Source organism: Viridibacillus sp. KH_047 (assembly GCF_057838945.1).
In genome coordinates, this window is the sequence record NZ_CM174479.1 from 2,290,354 (window position 1) to 2,312,274 (window position 21,921).

General features: G+C 36.6%; 17 protein-coding genes. 7 read left to right on the forward strand and 10 right to left on the reverse strand.

The annotated features are described in order from the left end of the window. Window positions 1-69: 69 nt before the first annotated feature. From AC3IS5_RS11400 to AC3IS5_RS11425, 6 genes are all read right to left on the reverse strand, one after another. Complete coding sequence (locus tag AC3IS5_RS11400) at window positions 70-1,257, reverse strand: M20 metallopeptidase family protein (protein WP_489424521.1); 1,188 nt, start codon at window positions 1,255-1,257, stop codon at window positions 70-72. Between the two features lie 27 nt (window positions 1,258-1,284). Then, window positions 1,285-2,682 carry a YfcC family protein gene (locus tag AC3IS5_RS11405; RefSeq protein ID WP_489424522.1) on the reverse strand — a complete coding sequence of 466 codons (1,398 nt, stop codon included), beginning with the start codon at window positions 2,680-2,682 and terminating at the stop codon, window positions 1,285-1,287. A gap of 143 nt (window positions 2,683-2,825) precedes the next feature. Further along, window positions 2,826-3,578 (reverse strand): SDR family NAD(P)-dependent oxidoreductase, encoded by a 753-nt coding sequence (locus tag AC3IS5_RS11410; protein WP_489424523.1) that lies wholly within the window; start codon window positions 3,576-3,578, stop codon window positions 2,826-2,828. A 155-nt stretch (window positions 3,579-3,733) separates the two neighbouring features. Continuing rightward, window positions 3,734-5,308: an aminomethyl-transferring glycine dehydrogenase subunit GcvPB gene (gcvPB, locus tag AC3IS5_RS11415; RefSeq protein WP_489424524.1), complete on the reverse strand. Its 1,575-nt coding sequence runs from the start codon at window positions 5,306-5,308 to the stop codon at window positions 3,734-3,736. A 24-nt stretch (window positions 5,309-5,332) separates the two neighbouring features. Then, entirely contained in the window at window positions 5,333-6,721 is a 1,389-nt protein-coding gene (gene gcvPA / locus AC3IS5_RS11420) for an aminomethyl-transferring glycine dehydrogenase subunit GcvPA (RefSeq protein WP_489424525.1), read from the reverse strand. Between the two features lie 28 nt (window positions 6,722-6,749). Next, complete coding sequence (locus AC3IS5_RS11425) at window positions 6,750-7,526, reverse strand: SDR family NAD(P)-dependent oxidoreductase (protein WP_489424526.1); 777 nt, start codon at window positions 7,524-7,526, stop codon at window positions 6,750-6,752. Window positions 7,527-7,802: 276 nt separating this feature from the next. Between AC3IS5_RS11425 and AC3IS5_RS11430 the strand changes: the two genes are divergently transcribed. Then, window positions 7,803-9,209 carry a sigma-54 interaction domain-containing protein gene (locus AC3IS5_RS11430; protein ID WP_489424527.1) on the forward strand — a complete coding sequence of 469 codons (1,407 nt, stop codon included), beginning with the start codon at window positions 7,803-7,805 and terminating at the stop codon, window positions 9,207-9,209. A 771-nt stretch (window positions 9,210-9,980) separates the two neighbouring features. On the opposite strand, the gene AC3IS5_RS11435 is transcribed toward AC3IS5_RS11430, so the two are convergent. Next, window positions 9,981-11,780, reverse strand: a complete 1,800-nt coding sequence (locus AC3IS5_RS11435) for a sigma-54 interaction domain-containing protein (protein ID WP_489424528.1) — start codon at window positions 11,778-11,780, stop codon at window positions 9,981-9,983. Window positions 11,781-11,952: 172 nt separating this feature from the next. Between AC3IS5_RS11435 and AC3IS5_RS11440 the strand changes: the two genes are divergently transcribed. The 6 genes from AC3IS5_RS11440 (at window position 11,953) to AC3IS5_RS11465 (ending at window position 17,665) form a co-directional block, all read left to right on the forward strand. Beyond that, a complete protein-coding gene (locus tag AC3IS5_RS11440; RefSeq protein WP_489424529.1) occupies window positions 11,953-12,156 on the forward strand; it encodes a hypothetical protein in 204 nt (67 codons plus the stop codon). A gap of 69 nt (window positions 12,157-12,225) precedes the next feature. Beyond that, window positions 12,226-13,656 (forward strand): purine-cytosine permease family protein, encoded by a 1,431-nt coding sequence (locus AC3IS5_RS11445; RefSeq protein WP_489424530.1) that lies wholly within the window; start codon window positions 12,226-12,228, stop codon window positions 13,654-13,656. 21 nt (window positions 13,657-13,677) lie between these two features. Beyond that, window positions 13,678-14,667, forward strand: a complete 990-nt coding sequence (locus AC3IS5_RS11450; RefSeq protein WP_489424531.1) for a heme-dependent oxidative N-demethylase family protein — start codon at window positions 13,678-13,680, stop codon at window positions 14,665-14,667. Then, window positions 14,668-15,183 (forward strand): hypothetical protein, encoded by a 516-nt coding sequence (locus AC3IS5_RS11455; protein WP_489424532.1) that lies wholly within the window; start codon window positions 14,668-14,670, stop codon window positions 15,181-15,183. It begins immediately after the preceding gene. 4 nt (window positions 15,184-15,187) lie between these two features. Then, window positions 15,188-16,153, forward strand: coding sequence for a PDR/VanB family oxidoreductase (locus tag AC3IS5_RS11460; protein ID WP_489424533.1), 966 nt, complete (start codon window positions 15,188-15,190; stop codon window positions 16,151-16,153). 21 nt (window positions 16,154-16,174) lie between these two features. Next, entirely contained in the window at window positions 16,175-17,665 is a 1,491-nt protein-coding gene (locus AC3IS5_RS11465) for an aldehyde dehydrogenase family protein (RefSeq protein WP_489424534.1), read from the forward strand. 259 nt (window positions 17,666-17,924) lie between these two features. On the opposite strand, the gene ald is transcribed toward AC3IS5_RS11465, so the two are convergent. Genes ald through AC3IS5_RS11480 form a run of 3 tightly spaced genes read right to left on the reverse strand, consistent with a single transcriptional unit; the run spans window position 17,925 to window position 21,834 of the window. Next, complete coding sequence (gene ald / locus AC3IS5_RS11470; RefSeq protein ID WP_489424535.1) at window positions 17,925-19,058, reverse strand: alanine dehydrogenase; 1,134 nt, start codon at window positions 19,056-19,058, stop codon at window positions 17,925-17,927. Between the two features lie 12 nt (window positions 19,059-19,070). Continuing rightward, entirely contained in the window at window positions 19,071-20,510 is a 1,440-nt protein-coding gene (locus tag AC3IS5_RS11475; RefSeq protein WP_489424536.1) for an aldehyde dehydrogenase family protein, read from the reverse strand. Window positions 20,511-20,523: 13 nt separating this feature from the next. Next, on the reverse strand, window positions 20,524-21,834 hold the full coding sequence (locus AC3IS5_RS11480; protein WP_489424537.1) for an aminotransferase family protein: 1,311 nt from the start codon (window positions 21,832-21,834) through the stop codon (window positions 20,524-20,526). Window positions 21,835-21,921 lie beyond the last annotated feature (87 nt).

Sequence of the window (21,921 nt, forward strand, 5' to 3'; positions counted from 1 at the left end):
AACAACACCTTCATCTGCTAGGATTGTCTAGTAGTGAAGGTGTCAATGTATGGTTATAGCGCTGTTTATTTAACTATGGTTAGTCTGATAGAGATTATTGGAATTTTCTTCACCTGTTAAATATTGAATGACTGATTGTGAAATCAATGTAGCTGCTGGAACTAGCATTGACTCGTCAATATCAAATTTCGGATGATGATGACCAAATGTTTCCCCTGGCTTGCCAATGCCAATATAAGTATACATACCTGGAATGACTTCTGTGTAATTAGAAAAATCCTCACTTCCAAGTATCGGATTAATCTCTACTACTCTGTTTTCACCAAATAATTGAATAGCATTTTTCTTCACCATTTTATAAAGTTGGTCATCATTCACCAATGTAGGATCCCCATGTAAATACTCCAATTGATATTTTGCACCGAATGATTCACATAATCCACTTATTATTTTATCCATCCGATTATGGATTTTCCCAGCAATTTCTTTTCCGAATTGTCGAACAGTTCCTGCTATATAAGCTGTATCCGGAATGACATTATAGTTAGTTCCAGATTTTAATTCTCCAATACTTATAACTGCCTGTTCAAGAGGATGTAATGACCTACTAACAATAGTCTGTATCTGTGTAATAAACTGAGCAGCAATAATGGTAGGGTCCACAGTTTCATTCGGCATAGATCCATGCCCTCCATTACCAAATATAGTGAGAGTGAATTTATCACACCCTGCCATTGTTGGGCCACTACGAACGCCTATTTTACCTAACTCTAACGGTTCCCATAAATGAAATCCAAAAATTGCGTCTGCATCTTTTAAACCACCACTTTTAACGACTTCAATAGCACCTGCTGGAACATCTTCTTCGGCGTGTTGAAATAGAAATCTTATTTTCCCTACGATTTTATCAGGATGTTCTTTGAAGTAATGAATCAATCCTAATAAAATTGCCATATGTCCATCATGTCCACAAGCATGCATTACTCCATCTATTTTCGATGAGAAGGGTAAGCCCGTTTCTTCAAATACCGGCAGAGCATCCATATCGGCTCTTATGATAACAGTCTTACCTGGTTGTTGCCCGTCTATTTCAACAGCAACATCTTTCCCAGAAAATGTGAAAGGTTTCAATCCTAATTTCTCTAATTCTTTTATTATATACATTCTTGTATTGACCTCATCATAAGATACTTCTGGATATTGATGAAAATGTCTACGGTAGTCAACCATGATTTGATGTAAATTAGATAAATTCAACATGACCCCTCCTATTGCTTTCTCTGTTTATTGATAATTAATTAATTGAGCAATGGTCACAAAGATAGCACCGAGAGCATAATGAATAACGATCAATGGCCAAATCCACTTCACCCATTTAATCCATGAGATACCTCCTAATGCTAAACCGGCCATAAAATAGCCTGAAGTAGGTGTGAAAATATTTGAAATACCATCACCAAATTGGAAGGCTAATACTGCTGTTTGACGAGTAACCCCTAATAAATCTGATAATGGAACCATTATCGGCATCGTTAAAGCGGCTTGCCCACTACCCGATGGAACAATATAATTCACTAGACATTGCACTATATACATACCAAGTGCAGCTAATTGCGGTGGTAATGAGTCTACAGCAGAAGCAAGGCCATATAAAATCGTGTCCATTATAAGACCTTCTCTTAAAATAATTAGAATTGCATTAGCAATACCAACAACTAACGCACCCATTATTAAAACCTCACAGCCTTTTATAAACGACTCAGCCATACTACTAAAATTCATTTTTGAGACAACACCAATGAGTATTCCCATTATCAAAAATAGTCCTGTCATTTGTGTTAATCCCCACTCAAATTTAATGACACCAACAGCTAGTCCAACTAGTGTCCCTAATAATACAAAGAAAGCGAGTTTATGTCGTGTAGTAAAAGGAAATGTTTGATCGGAATCTGAACTATCTATGAGTGCATTTTTTTCACCGAACATAACACTTGCCTTTGGGTTCTTTTTTATTTTATTTGCGTAACGCATAACATACCAAATACTAATCGTCAAGAAAATGACAAAGAAGATGATTCTTAAATACATACCTGAAAAAATAGGTAATTCCGCGATTCCTTGGGCTATACCGACTGTAAACGGATTCATAAATGCAGCCGTAAATCCTGCAGATGTTCCGAGTAGTACGATTGCTGTCCCTACCATCGAGTCAAATCCAATGAGAACTGCTAATGGGATTAGAATGGTGATATAGGGGATAGTCTCCTCTGCTAGTCCTAACATTGCACCTGATAATGCAAAGAAAGTCATTAATACTGGGATTAAGAGCTGCTCTCTGCCAGCAATTTTTTTCGCCATGCTATGAACTGCACCTTCAATAGCCCCTGTAGCTCGCAATATTCCAAATGCTCCACCCACTATAAAAATATAAAAAATTAGCGGGGCAGTGGCAATCATCCCTTTATGAATCGACTCAAATACATTTAAAACTGTTGTTCGATTCTCTGCTATTTCGTGATAACTTCCAGGTACCACAATCGTTCTACCATCTTGTTCGATACGATCAAATTCTCCAGCTGGTATAATGTAAGTACAAATAGCTCCAATTATAATGACAGAAAACAATATGACATACACATGAGGAACTTTGAACCTGCCCTTTTTTTCTGTTTGCATTTCCATAACCAACACCCCTTTTACATTTACTTTCAAAACGCCTTCTTAATAGTCCGTTATTCACTCTACTTAATAATCTATGTTCTATTAAATAAATTTGATAGAGTATTTGAATTAAGCGAAAATAGAGTAAGCATAGAATTATGTTGTTAAGCCAATTCTCCTCCATCTACGGGGATATTCTGACCTGTAATATATATCCCCTCATCAGAAGCTAGGAACGCATAAACCCCTGCAATTTCTTCGGGAGTAGCATGTCTTTTAAGTGGGATATTTTCATTAACCTGCTCTAACATTTCAGGCGAATACTCAGCGATTTGCATAGCTGTTAGCACATAACCCGGACATACTGTATTTACTCGAATCGTTGGTGCAAGTTCTAAAGCCATTGTTTTTGCTAAAAGGTTTACACCAGCTTTTGATGCATTATAATCGGCGTAATATGGATGGCCTGTTATTCCATTTGTAGAAGCTGTCATTAAAATAACCCCACTACCTTGAATCGACATTCGTTTTGCTGCTTCTTGAGCAGTGTAAAACATTCCATCTAGATTAATACCCATTACTTTTTTCCATTGTTCTGGAGTGATATCTATAAATTTGTTTCTTATACTGATTCCAGCATTAGATATTAAAATATCAATTCCACCCATTTTCTCATCAACTTCTTTAAAAGCACCTTTTACTTCATCAGGATTACTAACATCAACCAAAATCCCGTATTTAATTGCTGGATGTTCTTCTATAGTCTTATTTAATTGTTCTTCATTGTTATCAAATATGGCTACTATTGATCCTTCTGCAGCAAATCGAAGCGATGTGGCTAGACCAATACCACTAGCTCCTCCTGTCACTACAACACGTTTATTTTGGAGACTATCTGAATATCTTCCGAGTACCATGAAACTTCACACCCTCTGCATAGATTAAATAATATTATCTATTCGTATCCGCATTCTACTTTTCTACTTCTACTACTTCCATCGTGTAAACTAGTTCCGTACTCTCTTCAAGAAAACAAAGGCAATCAATTCTTATCAATTGATTGCCTCTCCTTTTACTTAATAAGTTCTGGTTTCAATACTTTCTTTTGATACATCCTCCAAGTAATACACCATTTCTCGGGGTTATCTAAATAATCTTCTTCAACTAGTTGATGAATTGTACTATTATACGGAGCATTTTTTACAATTTCAGGATTGTTATATGCTTCATTTGAAATTTGCTGAAGCGCATTAATATATTCATCTAAATCAGTTTTTGAATAGGATTCAGTTGGTTCAAGAGTAAATGGTTGTGGAACGATATACGGGTGGTGACTAGTCCAGTAATGTAGACCGAAATCAATCATCCTTCTTTGTACATCTTCTGTAGTAATACCTGTTTCACTAGCCATCTGTTCCCAACTATATCGAACTTGTTCTAATCGCTGGCCTTTAACGTATGGAGCACTTGCACCACGAATTTTTTGTACTTTATGGTATAAATAATTATTATTCAATACTGCCGTTTGGGCTACTTCTCGTAATCCATCTGGACCTAATGCGCGTATCCATGCATAAGATCTTAAGATTGTTTGGGCTACGCCATGAAATGCACGAACTTTACCAATCGAGTGTTGTAAATTATCATTTAATGAATATTTTTCTCCATCATATTCTACAATTGGTCCTGGTAAATATTCTTTTAATTCTTCAGTAACCCCTAGCGCTCCTGTTGCTGGCCCCCCACACATATGAGGTGCAGCGAACGTTTTATGAAGATTAAAGAAACACATATCAAAGCCCGCTTCTTTTGCTCTTGTAATACCTAATAATCCATTTGCATTTGCTTGATCGTAATAACAAATACCACCCGCTTCATGTACAATCTTTGTAAACTCTTTAATTTTAGAATTAAAGATTCCTGTATCTTCAGGATTTGCTACAACAAACCCAGCCGTTCTTTCAGAAACAACTTCTTTTAATTTCTCAATATCTGGGAAGCCATTTTCATCTGGATGTAATGTGATCACTTTATATCCTTTCACAACAGCAGTTGCTGCTTGTGATGGATGTGAGAATATCGTTGTGATGATTTCATCACGCTGATCACCTTCACCACGTGTTTCATGATATTTTCTAACGATTGAAGCCATCGCAAATAATGCCTGTGTTCCACCACTTGGCTGGAATGAAAAAGCACTCATCCCCGAAATTTCACGCATACACAAATCTAAATTATGAATAATTTCTAACATCCCTTGTACAGTGCTCTCTCCTTGAAGTGGGTGAAGATCCATCATCTTAGGATTTCTAATTAATAATTCATTTATTTTCGGGATATATTTCATCGTACATGTACCTTGACCGATTTCTACATTAAAATCTGATCCTAGTGTTTCTTGAGACAGTCGTAAGTAATGGCGCAGTACACGAGCTTGACCAATTTCCGGAAGATTCGGTCTATTTTTTCTATACATAGATGCAGGAATAGTAGATACACCGTCACCAATGGTTGATACCACCTCTTGATTTGCTAGTGGTACTTCAACACCTTTTTCTCCCTCTTGATGAAGTTCAAAAATAATAGGTTCATTCCATTTCGCTTGATGAAAATCGCGAGTAGCTTCAGTTCTTGTTATTGGTTTCATTCTCAAAACTCCTTTTGTAGACGTTTATTTTGTTACAATCTCTTCAAGTGCATTTATCAAACAATCCATATCTTCTTTCGTATGAACCTCTGTCACACAAAATAGAGCACATTGTCCATACTCTGGGAACTCCTTAGAAAGATCCTTACCACCAAATATCTTCTTTTCTAATAACAGTTCATTAATTGTTTGAACCGAGATTCCCGTTTCATTAAAATCTACAATAAATTCTTTAAAGAATGGTGAAACAATTCTTGAACCTTGTATACCCGCAATTTTATTCAATTTCTTTACAGTGTATTGACTATTTTGCATTATCGTTTGCCCTAATTCATACATCCCCTCAGGACCTAGTAAAGATAAGTACACACCAGCCGTAATACCCCATAATGCCGTTTGAGTACCAACTGATTCTTTGCCTTTTTCTCTTTGGGCAAAAGAAGTACGTTCATACGCCACGTCACCAAATCCATATTCCCCTTCTTTTATTGTTGGCACGATACCAAATAAACGTGATGGAAATTCATTAATGAATGTTTCTTCATCACGAGTAGCGATAAAACCGGCTTGGCCACCGCTGTAATTCATATGCATACCAAGTGGTTGAAGATCACCACAAACAATATCAGCACCATAATGACTTGGTGGAGCCAATACACCTAATGAAATAGGATCTACCCCTACTACAAGTAGTACATCATGTTCTTTAGCGATTGCAGAAATCTCATTTCCTTGGGATTCTATAAATCCTAAATAAGATGGATTTTCAAAGTATATCGCCGCTACTTCATTTGAAATTTTACTTTTCAAGTCATCTAAGTCCATTAATCCTGTATCAAGATTGAAAGAAATATTGTTAAATTCGAGCTCTGGTGAACCGTAGTTAGCAATAATCTTTGTTCTTTCTGGAGCAACTGTAGCAGCTATCAAAACTTTCTTTCTTCCATTAATGCGAGCGGCCATTCTAATTGAAGTAGCTGCAGCCTGCCCCCAATCGAATGTCGGTACATTCACAACATCCATATCTACAAGCTCCGCTAATAGACTTTGATATTCAAATAATGACTGAAATCTACCATGGTCTTCATACGGCTCTCCAGCATAAGCTGTTAGAAATTCCGACCTTTGATTGATTTCATCACAAACCGCTGGAACAAAATGTTGCCAACATCCGGCACCTAAAAAGTTAATATAGTCGTTTGTACTAATATTTTTCTTCAAAAGACCTTCAATATGTCTTCGTAATTCGTATTCTGTTAATGCTTTTGGTATATTCATCTCTTCCTTCAGCTGAAGTTCTTCAGGGATACATGAATATAACTCCATACTGTTCTCTACTCCAATTACTTTCAGCATTTCTTCTTTAACTTTAGGAACCATATTTGGGATATATGGGTGCACTTTTTTTGTCATAGTATTACCTCCTAATATTTTGTTATCGTTATGCCAAGCCGCCACCGTCAACGACTAATTCCGTTCCTGTTACCCAACTAGATAAATCACTTGCTAAGAATAGCACTCCTTTAGCAATATCATGAGGTGTTCCTAATCGTGCCAATGGACGGTTCACTGCGGAATCTTTTAAGAAAGAGCCTTCTTCGAGATTTAACTGTTGTGCCTCACTTCTTAATAATGGTGTATCTGTATCTCCTGGACAGATACAATTGACACGGATATTCTGTGGTCCATGGTCAATTGCCATTGCTTTTGTCAAATTGACAACACCAGCCTTAGCCGCACAATATGACGCAGCTTTGTCACCACCTTTTAGTCCCCAACCAGATCCGGTATTAATAATACTTCCACCTGTCCCTGCAGCCATAATAGGAATGATGTATTTAGATAGAAGATACACACCTTTTAATGAAACATCTAAAACGGCATCCCATTCATGTTCCTCTAAATCCACTACAGTTTTTCGTTTGATAATACCTGCATTATTGAAAAGTACATCTACATTGCCATATGTTTGCTTAATCTCTTCACTTACTGCTTGGCAATTTGCTGCACTTGTCACATCACATTTCATAAATTGAGCCTGATAACCATTCTCTAGAATTGTACTAGCAGCTTGCACACCGTTAACTTCATCAATATCTAGTAAAATGACGCGCAATCCTACTTTAGCCAATAACTCTGCTGTAGCATATCCAATTCCAGAGGCCGCTCCTGTTACAACTGCGACTTTGTTAGTTAGCTTAAAATAATCCATTTCCATATAAAAACCCCCTTGAATTGTTATATTAGTAATAAAGCAAATAGTGTGCCAACTTTCATTCGTTATAATTACTAGCTTTTGATTAAAATAAAATATATTTTTTGCCATAATTGACTGAAAATTGACAATTTTAACTTTATTAATCTACAATTATGACATCTAAATTATTCCTATAATTAAAAATCCTAATTATAAAGTAGAATGGTTGATTGATATTTCTATGTCTAAACTTACTTTTCAAAAATAATTACAAACTAAAAGTGGGAGGTTGTATGAATGTCAGCTATTTCCTCAATTTCAAAGACTATTCGAACATTTGCAGAACTTTTACAAGTCGAAATTGCTTTCTTTAATTATGAAGGTGTATTAGTAGCATCCACAGAAGAATATCAAGTACAAAAAAAGGATCGAGTCCATTTACCATTTTTCCAAAAACAAAACAAAGAAGCTGTTAGTTTTGTAAAAGACCCCGGACATATGAAAATGTGTAAAGGTTGCCACTTCCAATCGAACTGTCCTTCAAAAGCAGAAATTCTAATTAAAATCACAAAAAATGATAACCATTATGGCTTTCTTTCCTTTGTAAGTTTCACTTTAGAGGGTCAAGAAAAGTTGATTGCGCAACAAGATCAATTTAAGTACTGGTTAACACAATTAAGCGAAATCATTTTAACGATTTTGGACGGTTCCGGAGAATTTAAATATACAGGGAGAGATTCGAAGGAAAATATTAATTATATTATCGGGAACCATACTCGACTAAAAAAACTTAAAGAACTTCTTTCTAGAATTGCTAACAGTACTTCTTCCGTTGTTATTACAGGGGAAACGGGTACAGGAAAAAGCCTATTAGCAAAGTTTATTCATGAGCAAAGTATGTTAAGAAAAGGTGAATTTATTGAAATCAATTGCGCTAGCATTCCTGAAACATTATTTGAAAGTGAATTATTCGGATATGAGGAAGGAGCATTTACAGGGGCAAACAAAAAAGGCAAGCCAGGTTATTTTGAACTTGCAGATCGAGGTACACTATTTTTAGATGAAATTGCAGATTTGCCTGTCCATTTACAACCTAAGTTATTAAAAGTTTTACAAGATGGGATGGTTACTCGAGTTGGAGGAATTAATGCAAAAAAAGTAAATATCCGTGTGATTGCTGCCACTAATCAACCCCTTGAGGAAATGATGGAGGCAAAACAATTCCGTTCAGACTTGTACTATAGATTAAATGTCATTCCAATCCACTTACCTGCATTAAGAGAAAGAAAAGAAGACATAGAAACATTAGTCCCTATCTTGATCGATCGTCTTCAAAATCGGACAGGTAAATTCATACAGACATGCTCAGAAGGATTTTTGAAAAGATTACAACAATACCATTGGCCAGGAAATATTCGCGAACTCGAAAATGTCATTGAGTATAGTATGAATATGGAGAGAAGTCATCAACTCACAGAATCTTCACTTCCCGACTACTTACAACCTACACTACTCCAACCACCTAAGAAACTAAAGGAAAAAAATGATTTGAAGGATATGGAAAAGGATGGAATAATCAAGGCACTCAATCGATATGGCTTTGATTTTGAAGGTAAGAAGTTAGTTGCCGAGCAATTAGGCATAAGTGTACGTACACTATACAGAAAAATGGAGAAATATAATATTTCTGTACCTGTCAGATGAATTATTGTTAAGAGGTGCACTTTGATTTTCCGATAAAATATTAGGCTATAAAGTACGGGCATATGTGATAACTGTACCAATAGCATTTTTCAAAGGTGAATCATTGAACTTACATGGTACTATAGAGCAAATTTAATAGGGGATAAAATCTGTTCTTGTTTGTGGGTCTACGGGAGAATAACATAGTTTAAATCTGAATGAAAAAATAGACTTACTTAATTCTGTTTCAACAGGTGCAGAAGTCATAAACAACATGGAAATATTATTTGGTGTATCTTCTATTTGACAGCTAGAAGCAGTTAAAATGGAAACTTAGTAATTTTATCAATTTGCATATTGATAGATTCTACATCTTTAGTAAAGTCCTCAATTAGTTTAGTTGTAGATACTTGTAGTGTATTATTAATTTCACCGTAATAGCCATGAATGAACCCAATCTTAATAAAATCTCAACCTAACTATAAACAAACTATACTTTAGCAAAAAAGAAAAACTGCGGTCTCCTTTAGATGAGGACGGCAGTTTTTTTTTAAGGTGGTTCCAATAAAATAATTATCTTTCACTATTTAGCTACACTTAAAAACTGAATGGCAGATTGTGCCATCAAAGTTGCGACAGGCACTAACATTAACTTTTCGATTTCAATTTCGGAAGATGATGTCCAAAGGTTTTACCGGTTTGCCTATGCCAAAATGACACACGCTTTTAATTTTGCCCCCCTCATGTCGGTATCATGAAATAATGGTGAACGTGATTGAAGTACAGCCCGTTTTATATAGTCAAATTAAGTTGTTTACTCAGGCGTTGCAATTCATTATTAACATAAGACTTACTGTAATCATACCCTACGATTGCAATAATTGTTCCTGCTTCGTCGTAAAGCGGCGCAAAGCATGTTTTCCATTCACCATACTTATCTTCATACACCGGAGTGACACCGACTTTTCCCTTAAATGCTTCATAAACTACTTTCATCATTTCAGGAGGACCAACATATTCCTCACCTGGTTTAATAACAAAATCATTACATGAAGCCACATGATTCACTTTTCCATCCTTTTGCATTTGAAAAATAAATACCCACATAATATCACCCTCTTGCTGATAAATTGCGGTCAATTTTCGCTCGAGTTGCTCTCGCGATTTGGCATTTGTGGTATCTTCCATAGCTATCTTTACCTCTTCCAATGGAATCGTTACAGCTGTAACAATCGCAATGGAACTTAAACGTTTATTTAGCTGTTCTTCTAAAATAGAGCGCTTATCCAAAGGAACTTTTCCTTGCAATTGTAATTCTCGAATTTTTTTATATTTCCTACTCATCGTTGGTTGACTAATGCCTAGTACATTGGAAGCTAGTTTAATAGACTTATATTGATTCATTGCCATTGTGATAAGTTCTTCTTCAACTATTTCCACCGCCTCTTGCAGTGGTATTAAATGATCAATAATTGGCCCCTTCCCCTTTTCTATGGCTTTAACGGGAATAAATTCCGCAATGATAGGACATGTGATAATTTTTACGTTTGAAAGGACGATTAACCGTTCTATCATATTTTCCAATTCTCGGACATTTCCAAGCCACGGCTGAATACATAAATAATCAATTGCTTCAGGGGAAAACTCCACTTCTTGTTGATAGCGCTCATTATATTTTTTTGTGAAGTGATAGACAAGAGCTGGTATTTCTTCTGCTCGATCACGTAAAGGTGGTATATGGATAGGAATAATATTTAACCGATAATATAAATCGGCACGAAATTCACCTTTTACAACCAATTCTTCAAGTGGTCGATTTGTTGCAGTAATTACTTGTATATCTACTGGATATGAAACCTCACCACCGATTGGTGTAATAATGCGATCTTGTAAGGCGCGTAACAACTTTACCTGCAATGTTAAAGATAATTCCCCTATTTCATCTAAAAATAATATTCCTGTATGTGCCTGGCGAAACTTTCCTTCTATTCCGCCTTTTTTAGCACCGGTAAATGCTCCGTCAACGAAACCAAATAGTTCACTCTCTATTAAATTCTCAGGTATGGCACCACAATTGACTGATATAAACGGCTTGTCTCGACGTGGGCCAATCTGATGAATCGCTCGAGCAGCCATATCTTTCCCTACACCAGATTCCCCTAATAGAAGAGCAGTAGCACCCATTTCACTTGTTTTTTTCAACTTCATTGCTACATCTTCCATTGCACGACTATTAATTACAAATGGAAAAGAAGAAAGCTCCTGATTAGTTAGAGCGGGCCCTTTTTGTACGTAGGGACTGTTTAAATATGTATAAGCGAAAGTGTAATAGTTTTCTTCTTTAAAAACGGTTGTTAATAAATCAACGCCTGTCCATGTTGTTTGGTGAAATTGTTGCCTCTCTTCTCTATCGTTAATTTTGTCATAGATACTTTCCGTAAAATGCTGCTCTTCAAGCTCTCTAATTGTTCTATACGAAACATTTTTTTTAAAAATATTTCTATCTCGTCCATCAACTTTATAAACTACTCCATCCTTTTTAGTAATAATTAATTGATCGTAGATTTGAAGTATAATAGATTCCCATTTCATTTATAAGTTCCTCCTATCATTAAATTTCGGAATTGAATGAAAATTTCAATTATAAATATTACTTACTTATATTATTTACTGAAAACGCTTTATTCGAAGCGTTTTTAGTTTGGCACGGTATTTGCTAATAGTAGTGTGAGTAAGAAAAATATTAATTTTAAGGAGGGATAGGATGAATACCATCACAAAATATGAAAAAAACTTAAATTCTAAAGATCCATTTATACGTAGTATGTATGAAGACTTAGAAAAACGGATTCAGCATTTTGAAACACACCGAACTGACAGGACATCACACGCGACATTAAAAGACGCTGGTGGTCCTGCGATTATTATGGCTGTAATTACAGTCGCTCTAATCCTAACTATTGTATAGAACTTAGAATACCATTTGCCAAGGTTTTTTCCAATTCCGACTATTCAAAAAAGCAAAGGAGGGGTATATATGTCAAAACAAAATTCATCAATTACACAAGATGTTGCCTTTGGTTTTTTACCTACAGATAAAAAGGAGCGTATATTTGGATTTTGGGACTTAATGCTTGTTCAAGTCGTTATCGGACTATCAGCTTTTGGTCTTTTAACAGGTGGCTATGCAGGGACAATGCTAGAGTCAAAAGAATCAATCGTAGCCGCATTATTTGGCAACGCATTTCCCATGTTTTTAATTGCACCTATCGCTCTTTATTTTGCTAGATATGGAATTGATACATTTGTCGGCTTTCGTAGTGCACTCGGGTATACAGGAGCTAAGATTTTTTTCTTTATCTTCTTATTTCTAACGATAGGTTATACATCCATTGCATTATTTATGGCGGGACAAGCGCTAGTTGGTGTAGCAGCTTGGTTTAATATGCCTGTTTTCTTTAGTAACTCAAAAACTGGTGCATCATTTTTTGCCATTGTATTATTTGTTGTATCTTTTATAGTTACAGCACGTGGACCAACAGCTATTCGTAAATTCAATCTAATTGCCGTGCCTGCTTTTCTACTATTTTTGATTGGTTTACTAGGTATAATCTTATTCGGACAACATATTCCGGCTTTAAACACTTTTATACCAGCGGAACCTTTTGAAACACATTCTCGCTCGTTTGCAACCGCACTTGAAATTAATATTGGTTTAGGTTTTTCTTGGTTGCCTTATTTAGGACAATATAGTCGGCTTGCCAAAAAAGAAAGTAGTGCATTTAAAGCTAGCTTCTACAGCTATGGTGTCATTGTTTGTCTAGCAGCAATTGTTGGGGCACTTGCTGCCTTAATCGCAGGCTCTTTAGATCCTGCAAGTTGGATGATGACAATTGCAGGGACATATGGTGGATTAGTCGGCTTACTTCTATTAACAGTTGCTAATGTTGGAGCAACAATTTTCCTCATGTATTCACAAGCCGTAAGCTTTAAAACGTTATTTTCTAAAAAATCCTGGATGTTCTCTATGTATACAACGATTCCAAGTGTATTTCTATTACTAAGCTCCACATTCTATAACGCATTTGGATCATTCATGTCTATTATTTCTTTCACAATGGCAAGCCTTGGAGGCATTATTATCGCAGATTATTTCTTCGTAAAGAAGCAAAATATTTCATTACGTCAGCTCTATGATACACAAGGTTCTTATAGTTATTGGAAAGGTATTAATCCATCTGCGATTATAGCGGTTGTTATTGGGGCGATTGTTTATTGGGGTTTATACAATCCACTTACATTTGAATCCAGACCGTTATTTCTTTACTTGTCAGCTGGGATTCCAACTTATGTTGCTGCATTAACTTCATATTATATTGCTGCAAAATTTGTATTTAAATATGAGGTAGATGGAGATCAAACACCTATAACTTTGTCACCTGAAGACATTAAAAATAAAGCGCTTTAATAGTGAAGGGAGAATATTTATATGTTTACACAAAGGCTAGATTTTAAAACAACAGATTTGGATACATTTCCGTTTCCATTTACATCTGGTAACTATCGCTATTCAAATGATTTACGTAAACTTCAAAATGTAAACTGTGTTGAAATTACACCAGAGTACGAGCTTCAAGTTCGTACAAAAAGACAGTTATTAGAAGAACAGCCACATATTCGATTCCAATCATTTCCACATACACATGAAATGCAATGGGAAGTTCTCGAAATGCTTATCGATATGGCTGTTAACCGCTACCCAGAGCATTTTGAAGTCGTTAAAGAAAATGAAAATTGGACATTTAGAAATAAAATTTTAGATGAGGAAGATTCATTTGTCTTTGGGGATTCCTCCACTTTAAGCCTTGAACCTCTAGATTATATCGGTCGTCATTTTCATAATGATTTCGTATTAATGGTACATCGCGATGATAATTTCTATTTAGAAGTCGGTCAAGTATCTTATGCAGCCCTATTTTCAGCGAACTGGAATACTGGAATGTCATTTAATGAAATTCATGCTCCTGTTCCATTTGTATCCCGTAAAGGCGATCATCTTGCAGAACGCATTCGTCGATTTCTACTAGCGATTGAACCCGGTGAGCCATGGACACGTATTAACTGGAATCTAATGGCCAACCGATGGGATGTCAATTATGAAACGATGGATATTTGGTCACCAGAACGAGAACTGATTACGCCTGAAAATGCAGGTGAACTTGTACGTCTTCGTGTAGAAGAACAAAAATTTTATAGCATGCCAAGAAGTAATGCTATCTTATTCGTTTTGAATACGCAGTTTTTACCACTAAAAGATTTAAAATTACGACAGGAATGGTTTGATTTGACCTTTAGCGTATTACAAGATATACCGAAAGACATGGCTGAGTATAAAGGGATTGCGCCTTTTTTAGCGCAATCTGTCGAATATATGCGCCGTGAAGACGGAAAAGGAAAGCTAAAAAAGGAGGATGTTTAGATGTATAACAGTCCTGTTTTATTTGATCAATCCAGCTCACTAGTCGAGCAATTTTCACTTCTTCCTGAGCGTACTAAAATCGCTATACTGTTTGATGAAAATGGAAAAAGCCAGATAGAGGCATTTTCAAAAGAGACAAATAGTATGCCGACAACTTCACTTCAATTCACAAAATTAGATGATACTGAAAATATTCGTCGGTTTATTATTTCTCAAAAGATGGGTACTCAATTTTATATTTCTTGCAATTGGGATAATGCACATCATATTTTTTCACTTCTAGTGGCAGAAGGAGCTTCTGAAGATGAAATACAAACATATATTATTGGTGAAAAAAAACGTTATATATATTGTATGAAGTGTTTCCAAACATCACAAATTCCCCTTCAAGAACAAACAGTACAATGTAGTTGTAAAGCTCATTTAGAAGTAGGTCCGTTCTTTTCAAACATACGAAAAGGTTATATTGGATATCCATTCATTCCAGTACATCAATATCAAAAAGTCGGGAGTTGAGTAAATGAGAGTAGCAGGTACTATTCCAGTCAAAGTAGATCGTATTATACAGGAGACTGATTTTGTGAAACGTTTTCGTTTTATTCCTGTAGATAATTTACCGTTACCAGCCTTTACCGGCGGCGCTCATTTAAAAACGTTTCTTAATAGAGATGGAGAAATTTTAGATCGGCAATATTCTCTCGTCAGTGCGCCACGAGAGCGGAATTACTATGAAATTGCAATACGTAAAGATGATCACTCTCGTGGTGGATCTATTTATTGGCATGAGCATGTTCAAATAGGTGATACGCTCGAAATCAGCTTTCCTAAAAACCAGTTCCCATTAAGTTACCAAGGCAGACATCATGTTTTTTATGCTGCTGGAATCGGCATTACACCATTTTTAACTATGATGAAAGATTTACAAGAAGGTCAGACATTTGAACTGCATTATACAGCTCGAACAAAGGAACAATGTGCTTTTTACAAACAATTAAAGGCTGAATATGGAGATCGCTGTCATTTCTATTTTTCTCGTGGTAAAAATGCACAAAGAATGTCTCCAACATCTATGCTTAATCATCGGATTGGTACACATGTATATTTCTGTGGTCCTTTGAAAATGGTGCAGGAATATCGTGATGCCGCTTTATCATCTGGCTATCCCTTTAAAACTATTCACCATGAGCTATTCTCGACAGGGAAAGATGACCGTCCCAAAAATGCCTTCATAGTAGAACTGGTGGAAAGTAATAAAACGATTCATGTCGGAGAAAACGAATCCCTATTAGACGCCTTGTTAAAAGCAGGTATCGATGCGCCGCATGCGTGTAAAATTGGTGGTTGCGGTAGTTGTGAGTTAGATGTTGCCGAAGGTGAGGTTCATCATAGAGATGTATTTTTATCGGAAGAAAATCGAAAAAATCGGAACTCTATCTTAACTTGCTGCTCACGTGCAAAATCTGAGAAAATTGCCATTAAAATTTAAAACAAATTAGGGGGAAAAATAATGACAGTAACAACTAGTGTATTAAAATTAAAAAACTATATTAACGGGGAATGGAAATCAACTTCTTCGGATGATATAAATATTGTCATCAATCCAGCAAACCAAGAAGTAATTGCGCATGCACCACGCTCTAGTAAAGAAGAAACCGAAGAAGCTATTCGTGTAGCTCGCGAGACATTTGATAGTGGTATTTGGTCAAGTAAATCAACTCATGAGCGCGCTGCTATTTTGAATGCGATAGCTGATAAAATTGATGAACGTGCTGAGGAATTAACTATTCTAGAGACTATGGATAATGGGAAACGCAAAGAGGAAGCAAGTTTTGATATTGCCGACGCGGCAACTTGCTTCCGCTATTATGCTGGTCTGATTCTACACCCTGATGGTGAAACATATCAGGTTCCTGATAATGTACAAGCTATGGTAGTCAAGGAACCAGTTGGTGTGGCAGGTTTAATAGTCCCTTGGAACTTCCCTCTTCTAATGAGTGTTTGGAAAATAGCACCTGCACTTGTTGCTGGAAATACAATTGTCTATAAACCAGCGGAAGTAACACCAGTTACAGCAATGAAGCTATTCGAAATTATGGATGAAGTAGGCTTGCCAAAAGGTGTTGCTAATATGGTGTTCGGTCGTGGTTCTGTTGTAGGACAAACAATAGCCGAAAGTCATGAAGTAGATGTAGTCTCATTTACGGGAAGTACAAATGTTGGTCGTGAAATTATGCGTGCCGCTGCTGGAAATTTAAAGAAAATATCACTTGAGCTAGGTGGAAAATCTCCTAATATTATTTTTGCAGATGCAGATCTTGAAACAGCTGTTGATTATGGCTTATTCGGTATTTTCTTTGGAGCAGGTCAAGTCTGTTCGTCCGGTAGCCGCATTTTAGTAGAAGAAAGTATTTATGATGAGTATGTAAAACGATACGTTGAACGTGCAAACAAAATCAAAGTTGGCCCAGGACTTGAAGATGGCATTGATGTAGGGGCTATTGTTAGTGAAGATCAAATGAATAGTATATTAAACTATATTGAAATTGGGAAAGAAGAAGGCGCTACTATAGCTGCTGGCGGTTATCGTCTGACAGAAAATGGATTGGATAAAGGCTTTTTTATCGCACCTACCGTATTTACAGATGTGACAAACGATATGCGTATTGTTCGTGAAGAGATTTTTGGTCCTGTAGTAACTATCCAAAAATTCACTACAGAAGAAGACGCTATTCTGCTAGCAAACGATACGGACTTTGGCCTTGCAGGTGGTGTATTCTCTAGTGATGGAGCAAAAGCTCTTCGCGTCATCAAACAAGTACGTGCTGGTATTACTTGGATAAATGATTACCACCCAACATATGTAGAAGCTCCTTGGGGTGGGTATAAACAAAGTGGCATTGGTCGTAGCTTAGGAAAATATGGTTTAGAAGATTTCCAAGAAGTTAAACAAATTAATATTCGCTTAAATGTTGAACCAATAGGCTGGTTCCCAAGCTAATATTTTTTTGCAGAGCTCTCTCAAAAACCTTAAATACTAAACGAGCCAAGGTATTCCTATTGGCTCGTTTTTCTTTGATAAATTTAATAATTCTCTATTTCATTGATCTTCTAGTTAATGGAATTGAGAATTCAAAGTATTTACATTCTCCTGACTCTTCTCGATAAAAATCTTCTGTTCCAAGATGCTCTGTTTTCAATCATACAATAGAGCCTTAGAAGCAAATTCTATTACTTCTAAGGCTCTATTTTTACTTTCATTATTTTATTACTACTACTGTCTCTAGTTCATCTTGTAAGTTCGTATATGGTAAATTATGTGCTTCTGCAACTGCCTTGTATACTACTTTACCATTTACTACATTAATACCTTTCGCTAAAACTTGATCGTCTAGCGCTGCTTGACGGTAACCTTTGTTCGCAATTTGTAAACCATATGGAATTGTTACATTTGTTAGAGCTATTGTGGAAGTACGTGCAACCGCACCTGGCATATTTGCAACAGCGTAGTGTACTACCCCGTCCACTTCATAAGTTGGATTACTATGCGTTGTTATACGATCAATTGTTTCGATCGAGCCGCCTTGATCAACTGCAACATCAACTACTACAGAACCTGGTTGCATTGTTTGTATCATTTCTTTTGAAACTAGTTGTGGTGCACGAGCCCCAGGAATTAATACAGAGCCAATTAATAAATCAGCCGTCTTTACCATTTCAGCAATATTGTACACATTCGAAGCGAGTGTGCGAATTCGCCCTTGAAACATATCATCTAATTGACGTAAGCGCCCAATATTAACATCTAATATTGTTACATTTGCTCCTAATCCTACTGCCATTTTTGCAGCATTCGTGCCTACAATTCCTCCCCCAATAATGACTACATTCGCTGGGGAAACTCCTGGTAGCCCCCCTAATAAAACACCTTTACCACCTTTAGAGTTTTCTAAAAATTGAGCGCCAATTTGAACTGACATTCGACCAGCAACTTCACTCATAGGTGTTAATAATGGTAAAACACCTGTATCTAATTGAATCGTTTCATAAGCAATAGCAGTTACCTTTTTCTCGATTAGTGCCTTTGTTAACGCCGCTTCAGGTGCTAAATGTAAATACGTATAGATGATTAAATCTTCTTTAAAATATCCATATTCCTCAGCAATTGGTTCTTTTACCTTAATAACCATATCAACATTCCACGCTTCTTGCGCGCTAGTAGTAACATACGCACCTGCTTCGATATAATCTTGATCCGTAAAGCCGCTTCCAAAGCCCGCATTTGTTTCTATAACTACTTCATGTCCACTTTTCTTGAAGGCTGTTACACCAGCAGGAGTAATTCCTACTCTGCTTTCGTTGTTTTTTATTTCCTTAGGTACACCAATAATCATACTTTTTCTCTCCTAACCCAATTCATTTTGATTGAAAACCACGAGCTTCATCTCTGTCATTTCTTCAATAGCATATTTTAATCCTTCGCGTCCCATTCCACTCTCCTTTACCCCCCCGTATGGTAGATGATCTAGGCGGAATGTTGGTATATCGTTAACGATGACACCACCTACTTGCAATTTTTTCGTCGCCTTTAATGCGACTTGTATATTTTCTGTATAAATGCCAGCTTGTAAGCCATATCTTGAGTCGTTGACTTGTTTAAATGCGTCATCAATGCAAGCAAACTTCATAATAGAAACTATAGGGGCAAATACCTCTTGGCAAGATACTTTTTGCGCTGATTCTACATTTAATAGCACAGTTGGATGTAGTATATTCCCTGTTGTTACACCGCCGGTCGCAACAACTGCACCTTGTGACTTAGCCTCTTCTATCCAACTTAATGTTCGTTTAACATCTTGTGGACTAATTAATGCCGAAACATCGGTCGTAGCATCAAGTGGGTCTCCCAACTTTAAGTCTCTTGCAGTTTTCACAAATTCATCTACAAATAAGTCATATAGATCCTCATGTACATAAATACGTTGTACAGATATACAAACTTGTCCTTGGAATGCAAATCCACCTGATACAACACGGGGTATGATTTTAGTAATATCAACTTCTTTATCAATAATTACTGCCGCATTCGATCCTAGCTCAAGAGTTACTCGCTTTAATCCAGCTTGATTACGAATACCAATACCGACTGATGGACTTCCAGTAAATGAGATTTTCTTAATACGCTTATCCTTCACAAGTTGATTACCAATTAAAGAGCCAGCACCTGTTACAATATTCAATGCACCGTTAGGTAAACCTGCTTTTCCAAATAATTCCCCAATAAAATAAGCTGATAGCGGTGTTTGACTTGCAGGCTTTAATACAACCGTATTTCCTGAAGCAATTGCAGGTCCTAATTTATGTGCAACTAAATTCATTGGAAAGTTAAAAGGAGTAATAGCTGCGACAATCCCTAGAGGTTCACGCACAGTATAGGCAATACGCCCTTCTCCACCCGGTGCAGCATCTACAGGTATCGTTTCACCATGTATACGTTTTGCTTCTTCAGCTGCAAATTTATAAGTTTGAATCGTTCGTGCTACTTCTGCTTTAGCAGTAGTTATTGGCTTTGCTGCTTCTAATGCGATAATTTCCGCCGCTTCATCTGAATGTTGTTCTAATAAACGTGCTAAATTTTCAAGAATACTCGCTCTTTGATGGGCAGGCATATTTGCCATTATATCTCGTGCATAATCCGCTGCTACTATCGCTGACTCTACCTCTTCAGCAGTTGCCTTCGGTACCTGTGCTATAACTGCACCACTATATGGAGATAGCAGCTCACTATACTCTTTTGCTTCTAACCACTCTCCATTGATATATAAATCCTTTCTCATCCTTATCATCCCTCATTCCTTATTAAAGAGTAGTTGCCGAAATTTTTTCTTCTACAACTTGAATCGCATGATCTAAAATTGATAATAATTCGGAAATTTGCTCTTGGCTAATAGATAATGGCGGTGATAGGACGATAATATCTTGTCCATCTAGTACAACTGCACGGCAAATTAAGCCTAATTTTGAAGACTCAGCCACGATTTGTGGAGCTAATAAACCGGCTTCATGAGAAATTTCCAAACCAGCCATCAATCCTAAGCCCCTTGCATGAGTTATAAAAGAATACTTTTCTTGTATATCCTGCAAACCTTTTACCAACTCTAGTCCTCTTTCTTCTGAGTTTGCAACTAAGTTTTCATCTTCAATAATCTCAATGTTTCTTAATGCAATTGCACAAGCCGTTGGATGTCCACTGTAAGTATAGCCATGTAAAAGTGTTCCTTTCGAAAGCTCTCCAAATTTCGCATGCATTTTTTCCGATATCATTACGCCACCTAACTGCGCATAACCACTAGTGACACCTTTCGCGAAACACATCATGTCTGGTACTACATCATAATGCTCTATACCAAAGAACTTTCCTGTACGACCAAAGCCTGTAATGACTTCATCCGTAATCATTAAAATACCGTATTCGTCACAAATGGCACGAACTTCCTTGAAATAATTCTCAGGTGCAACATGCAAACCACCAGCTCCTTGCACTGGCTCAGTGATGAATGCTGCAATTGTTTCAGGTCCCTCTGTCTCGATCAAATCACGTAATGCTTGCGTAGAGAAGTGCTCTACATATACAAAATCGGGTGCATTAGAATTTGTAAAATCACGAAATGCCTTTAAACCAGTTGCACTCGTCGATCCAACTGCTACACCGTGATAAGATTGCGATCTTGAAATGATTTTTTTTCGAGAAACTTCCCCTTTTAATATCCAATAATGACGAGCTAGTTTATAAGCTGTGTCATTAGATTCTGAGCCACCAGAAGTGAAAAATGTAGCATTTAAATCACCAGGTGCTATCTCTGCTAATTTTGTAGCTAAGCGAATTGCTGGTTCATTACTAAATGTTGCAAAGCAAGAACTGTATGCTAATTTGCTCATCTGTTCTTTCGCAACTTCACCTAACACTGTACGACCATGCCCAACATTTACATTCCAAAGTGAAGACATACCATCGATTAGCTTTTTGCCAGTAATATCATACAAGTAGACACCATCTCCTTCTGTAAAAATGAAGGCTGGCCCATCCTCTGTTTTCACTGGTGAAGTTGGATGCAAAAAGTGCTTTTGGTCTAATTTTTTCAGTTCTTCAATTGAATAATCCGTTGTCATATAGAACATCCTCTCTACTCAAAAATTGTTTTTCGAACTTTACATATACTTATATAGCAAAAAGCATGCCAACTTTAAAATCACTAT

Excerpts from the sequence above, each read along its gene's own strand:
- AC3IS5_RS11405 (WP_489424522.1), bottom strand. The coding sequence starts at position 2,682 with ATGGAAATGCAAACAGAAAAAAAGGGCAGGTTCAAAGTTCCTCATGTG.
- AC3IS5_RS11410 (WP_489424523.1), bottom strand. The coding sequence starts at position 3,578 with ATGGTACTCGGAAGATATTCAGATAGTCTCCAAAATAAACGTGTTGTA.
- gcvPB (WP_489424524.1), bottom strand. The coding sequence starts at position 5,308 with ATGAAACCAATAACAAGAACTGAAGCTACTCGCGATTTTCATCAAGCG.
- gcvPA (WP_489424525.1), bottom strand. The coding sequence starts at position 6,721 with ATGACAAAAAAAGTGCACCCATATATCCCAAATATGGTTCCTAAAGTT.
- AC3IS5_RS11425 (WP_489424526.1), bottom strand. The coding sequence starts at position 7,526 with ATGGAAATGGATTATTTTAAGCTAACTAACAAAGTCGCAGTTGTAACA.
- AC3IS5_RS11430 (WP_489424527.1), top strand. The coding sequence starts at position 7,803 with ATGTCAGCTATTTCCTCAATTTCAAAGACTATTCGAACATTTGCAGAA.
- AC3IS5_RS11435 (WP_489424528.1), bottom strand. The coding sequence starts at position 11,780 with ATGAAATGGGAATCTATTATACTTCAAATCTACGATCAATTAATTATT.
- AC3IS5_RS11440 (WP_489424529.1), top strand. The coding sequence starts at position 11,953 with ATGAATACCATCACAAAATATGAAAAAAACTTAAATTCTAAAGATCCA.
- AC3IS5_RS11445 (WP_489424530.1), top strand. The coding sequence starts at position 12,226 with ATGTCAAAACAAAATTCATCAATTACACAAGATGTTGCCTTTGGTTTT.
- AC3IS5_RS11450 (WP_489424531.1), top strand. The coding sequence starts at position 13,678 with ATGTTTACACAAAGGCTAGATTTTAAAACAACAGATTTGGATACATTT.
- AC3IS5_RS11455 (WP_489424532.1), top strand. The coding sequence starts at position 14,668 with ATGTATAACAGTCCTGTTTTATTTGATCAATCCAGCTCACTAGTCGAG.
- AC3IS5_RS11460 (WP_489424533.1), top strand. The coding sequence starts at position 15,188 with ATGAGAGTAGCAGGTACTATTCCAGTCAAAGTAGATCGTATTATACAG.
- AC3IS5_RS11465 (WP_489424534.1), top strand. The coding sequence starts at position 16,175 with ATGACAGTAACAACTAGTGTATTAAAATTAAAAAACTATATTAACGGG.
- ald (WP_489424535.1), bottom strand. The coding sequence starts at position 19,058 with ATGATTATTGGTGTACCTAAGGAAATAAAAAACAACGAAAGCAGAGTA.
- AC3IS5_RS11475 (WP_489424536.1), bottom strand. The coding sequence starts at position 20,510 with ATGATAAGGATGAGAAAGGATTTATATATCAATGGAGAGTGGTTAGAA.
- AC3IS5_RS11480 (WP_489424537.1), bottom strand. The coding sequence starts at position 21,834 with ATGACAACGGATTATTCAATTGAAGAACTGAAAAAATTAGACCAAAAG.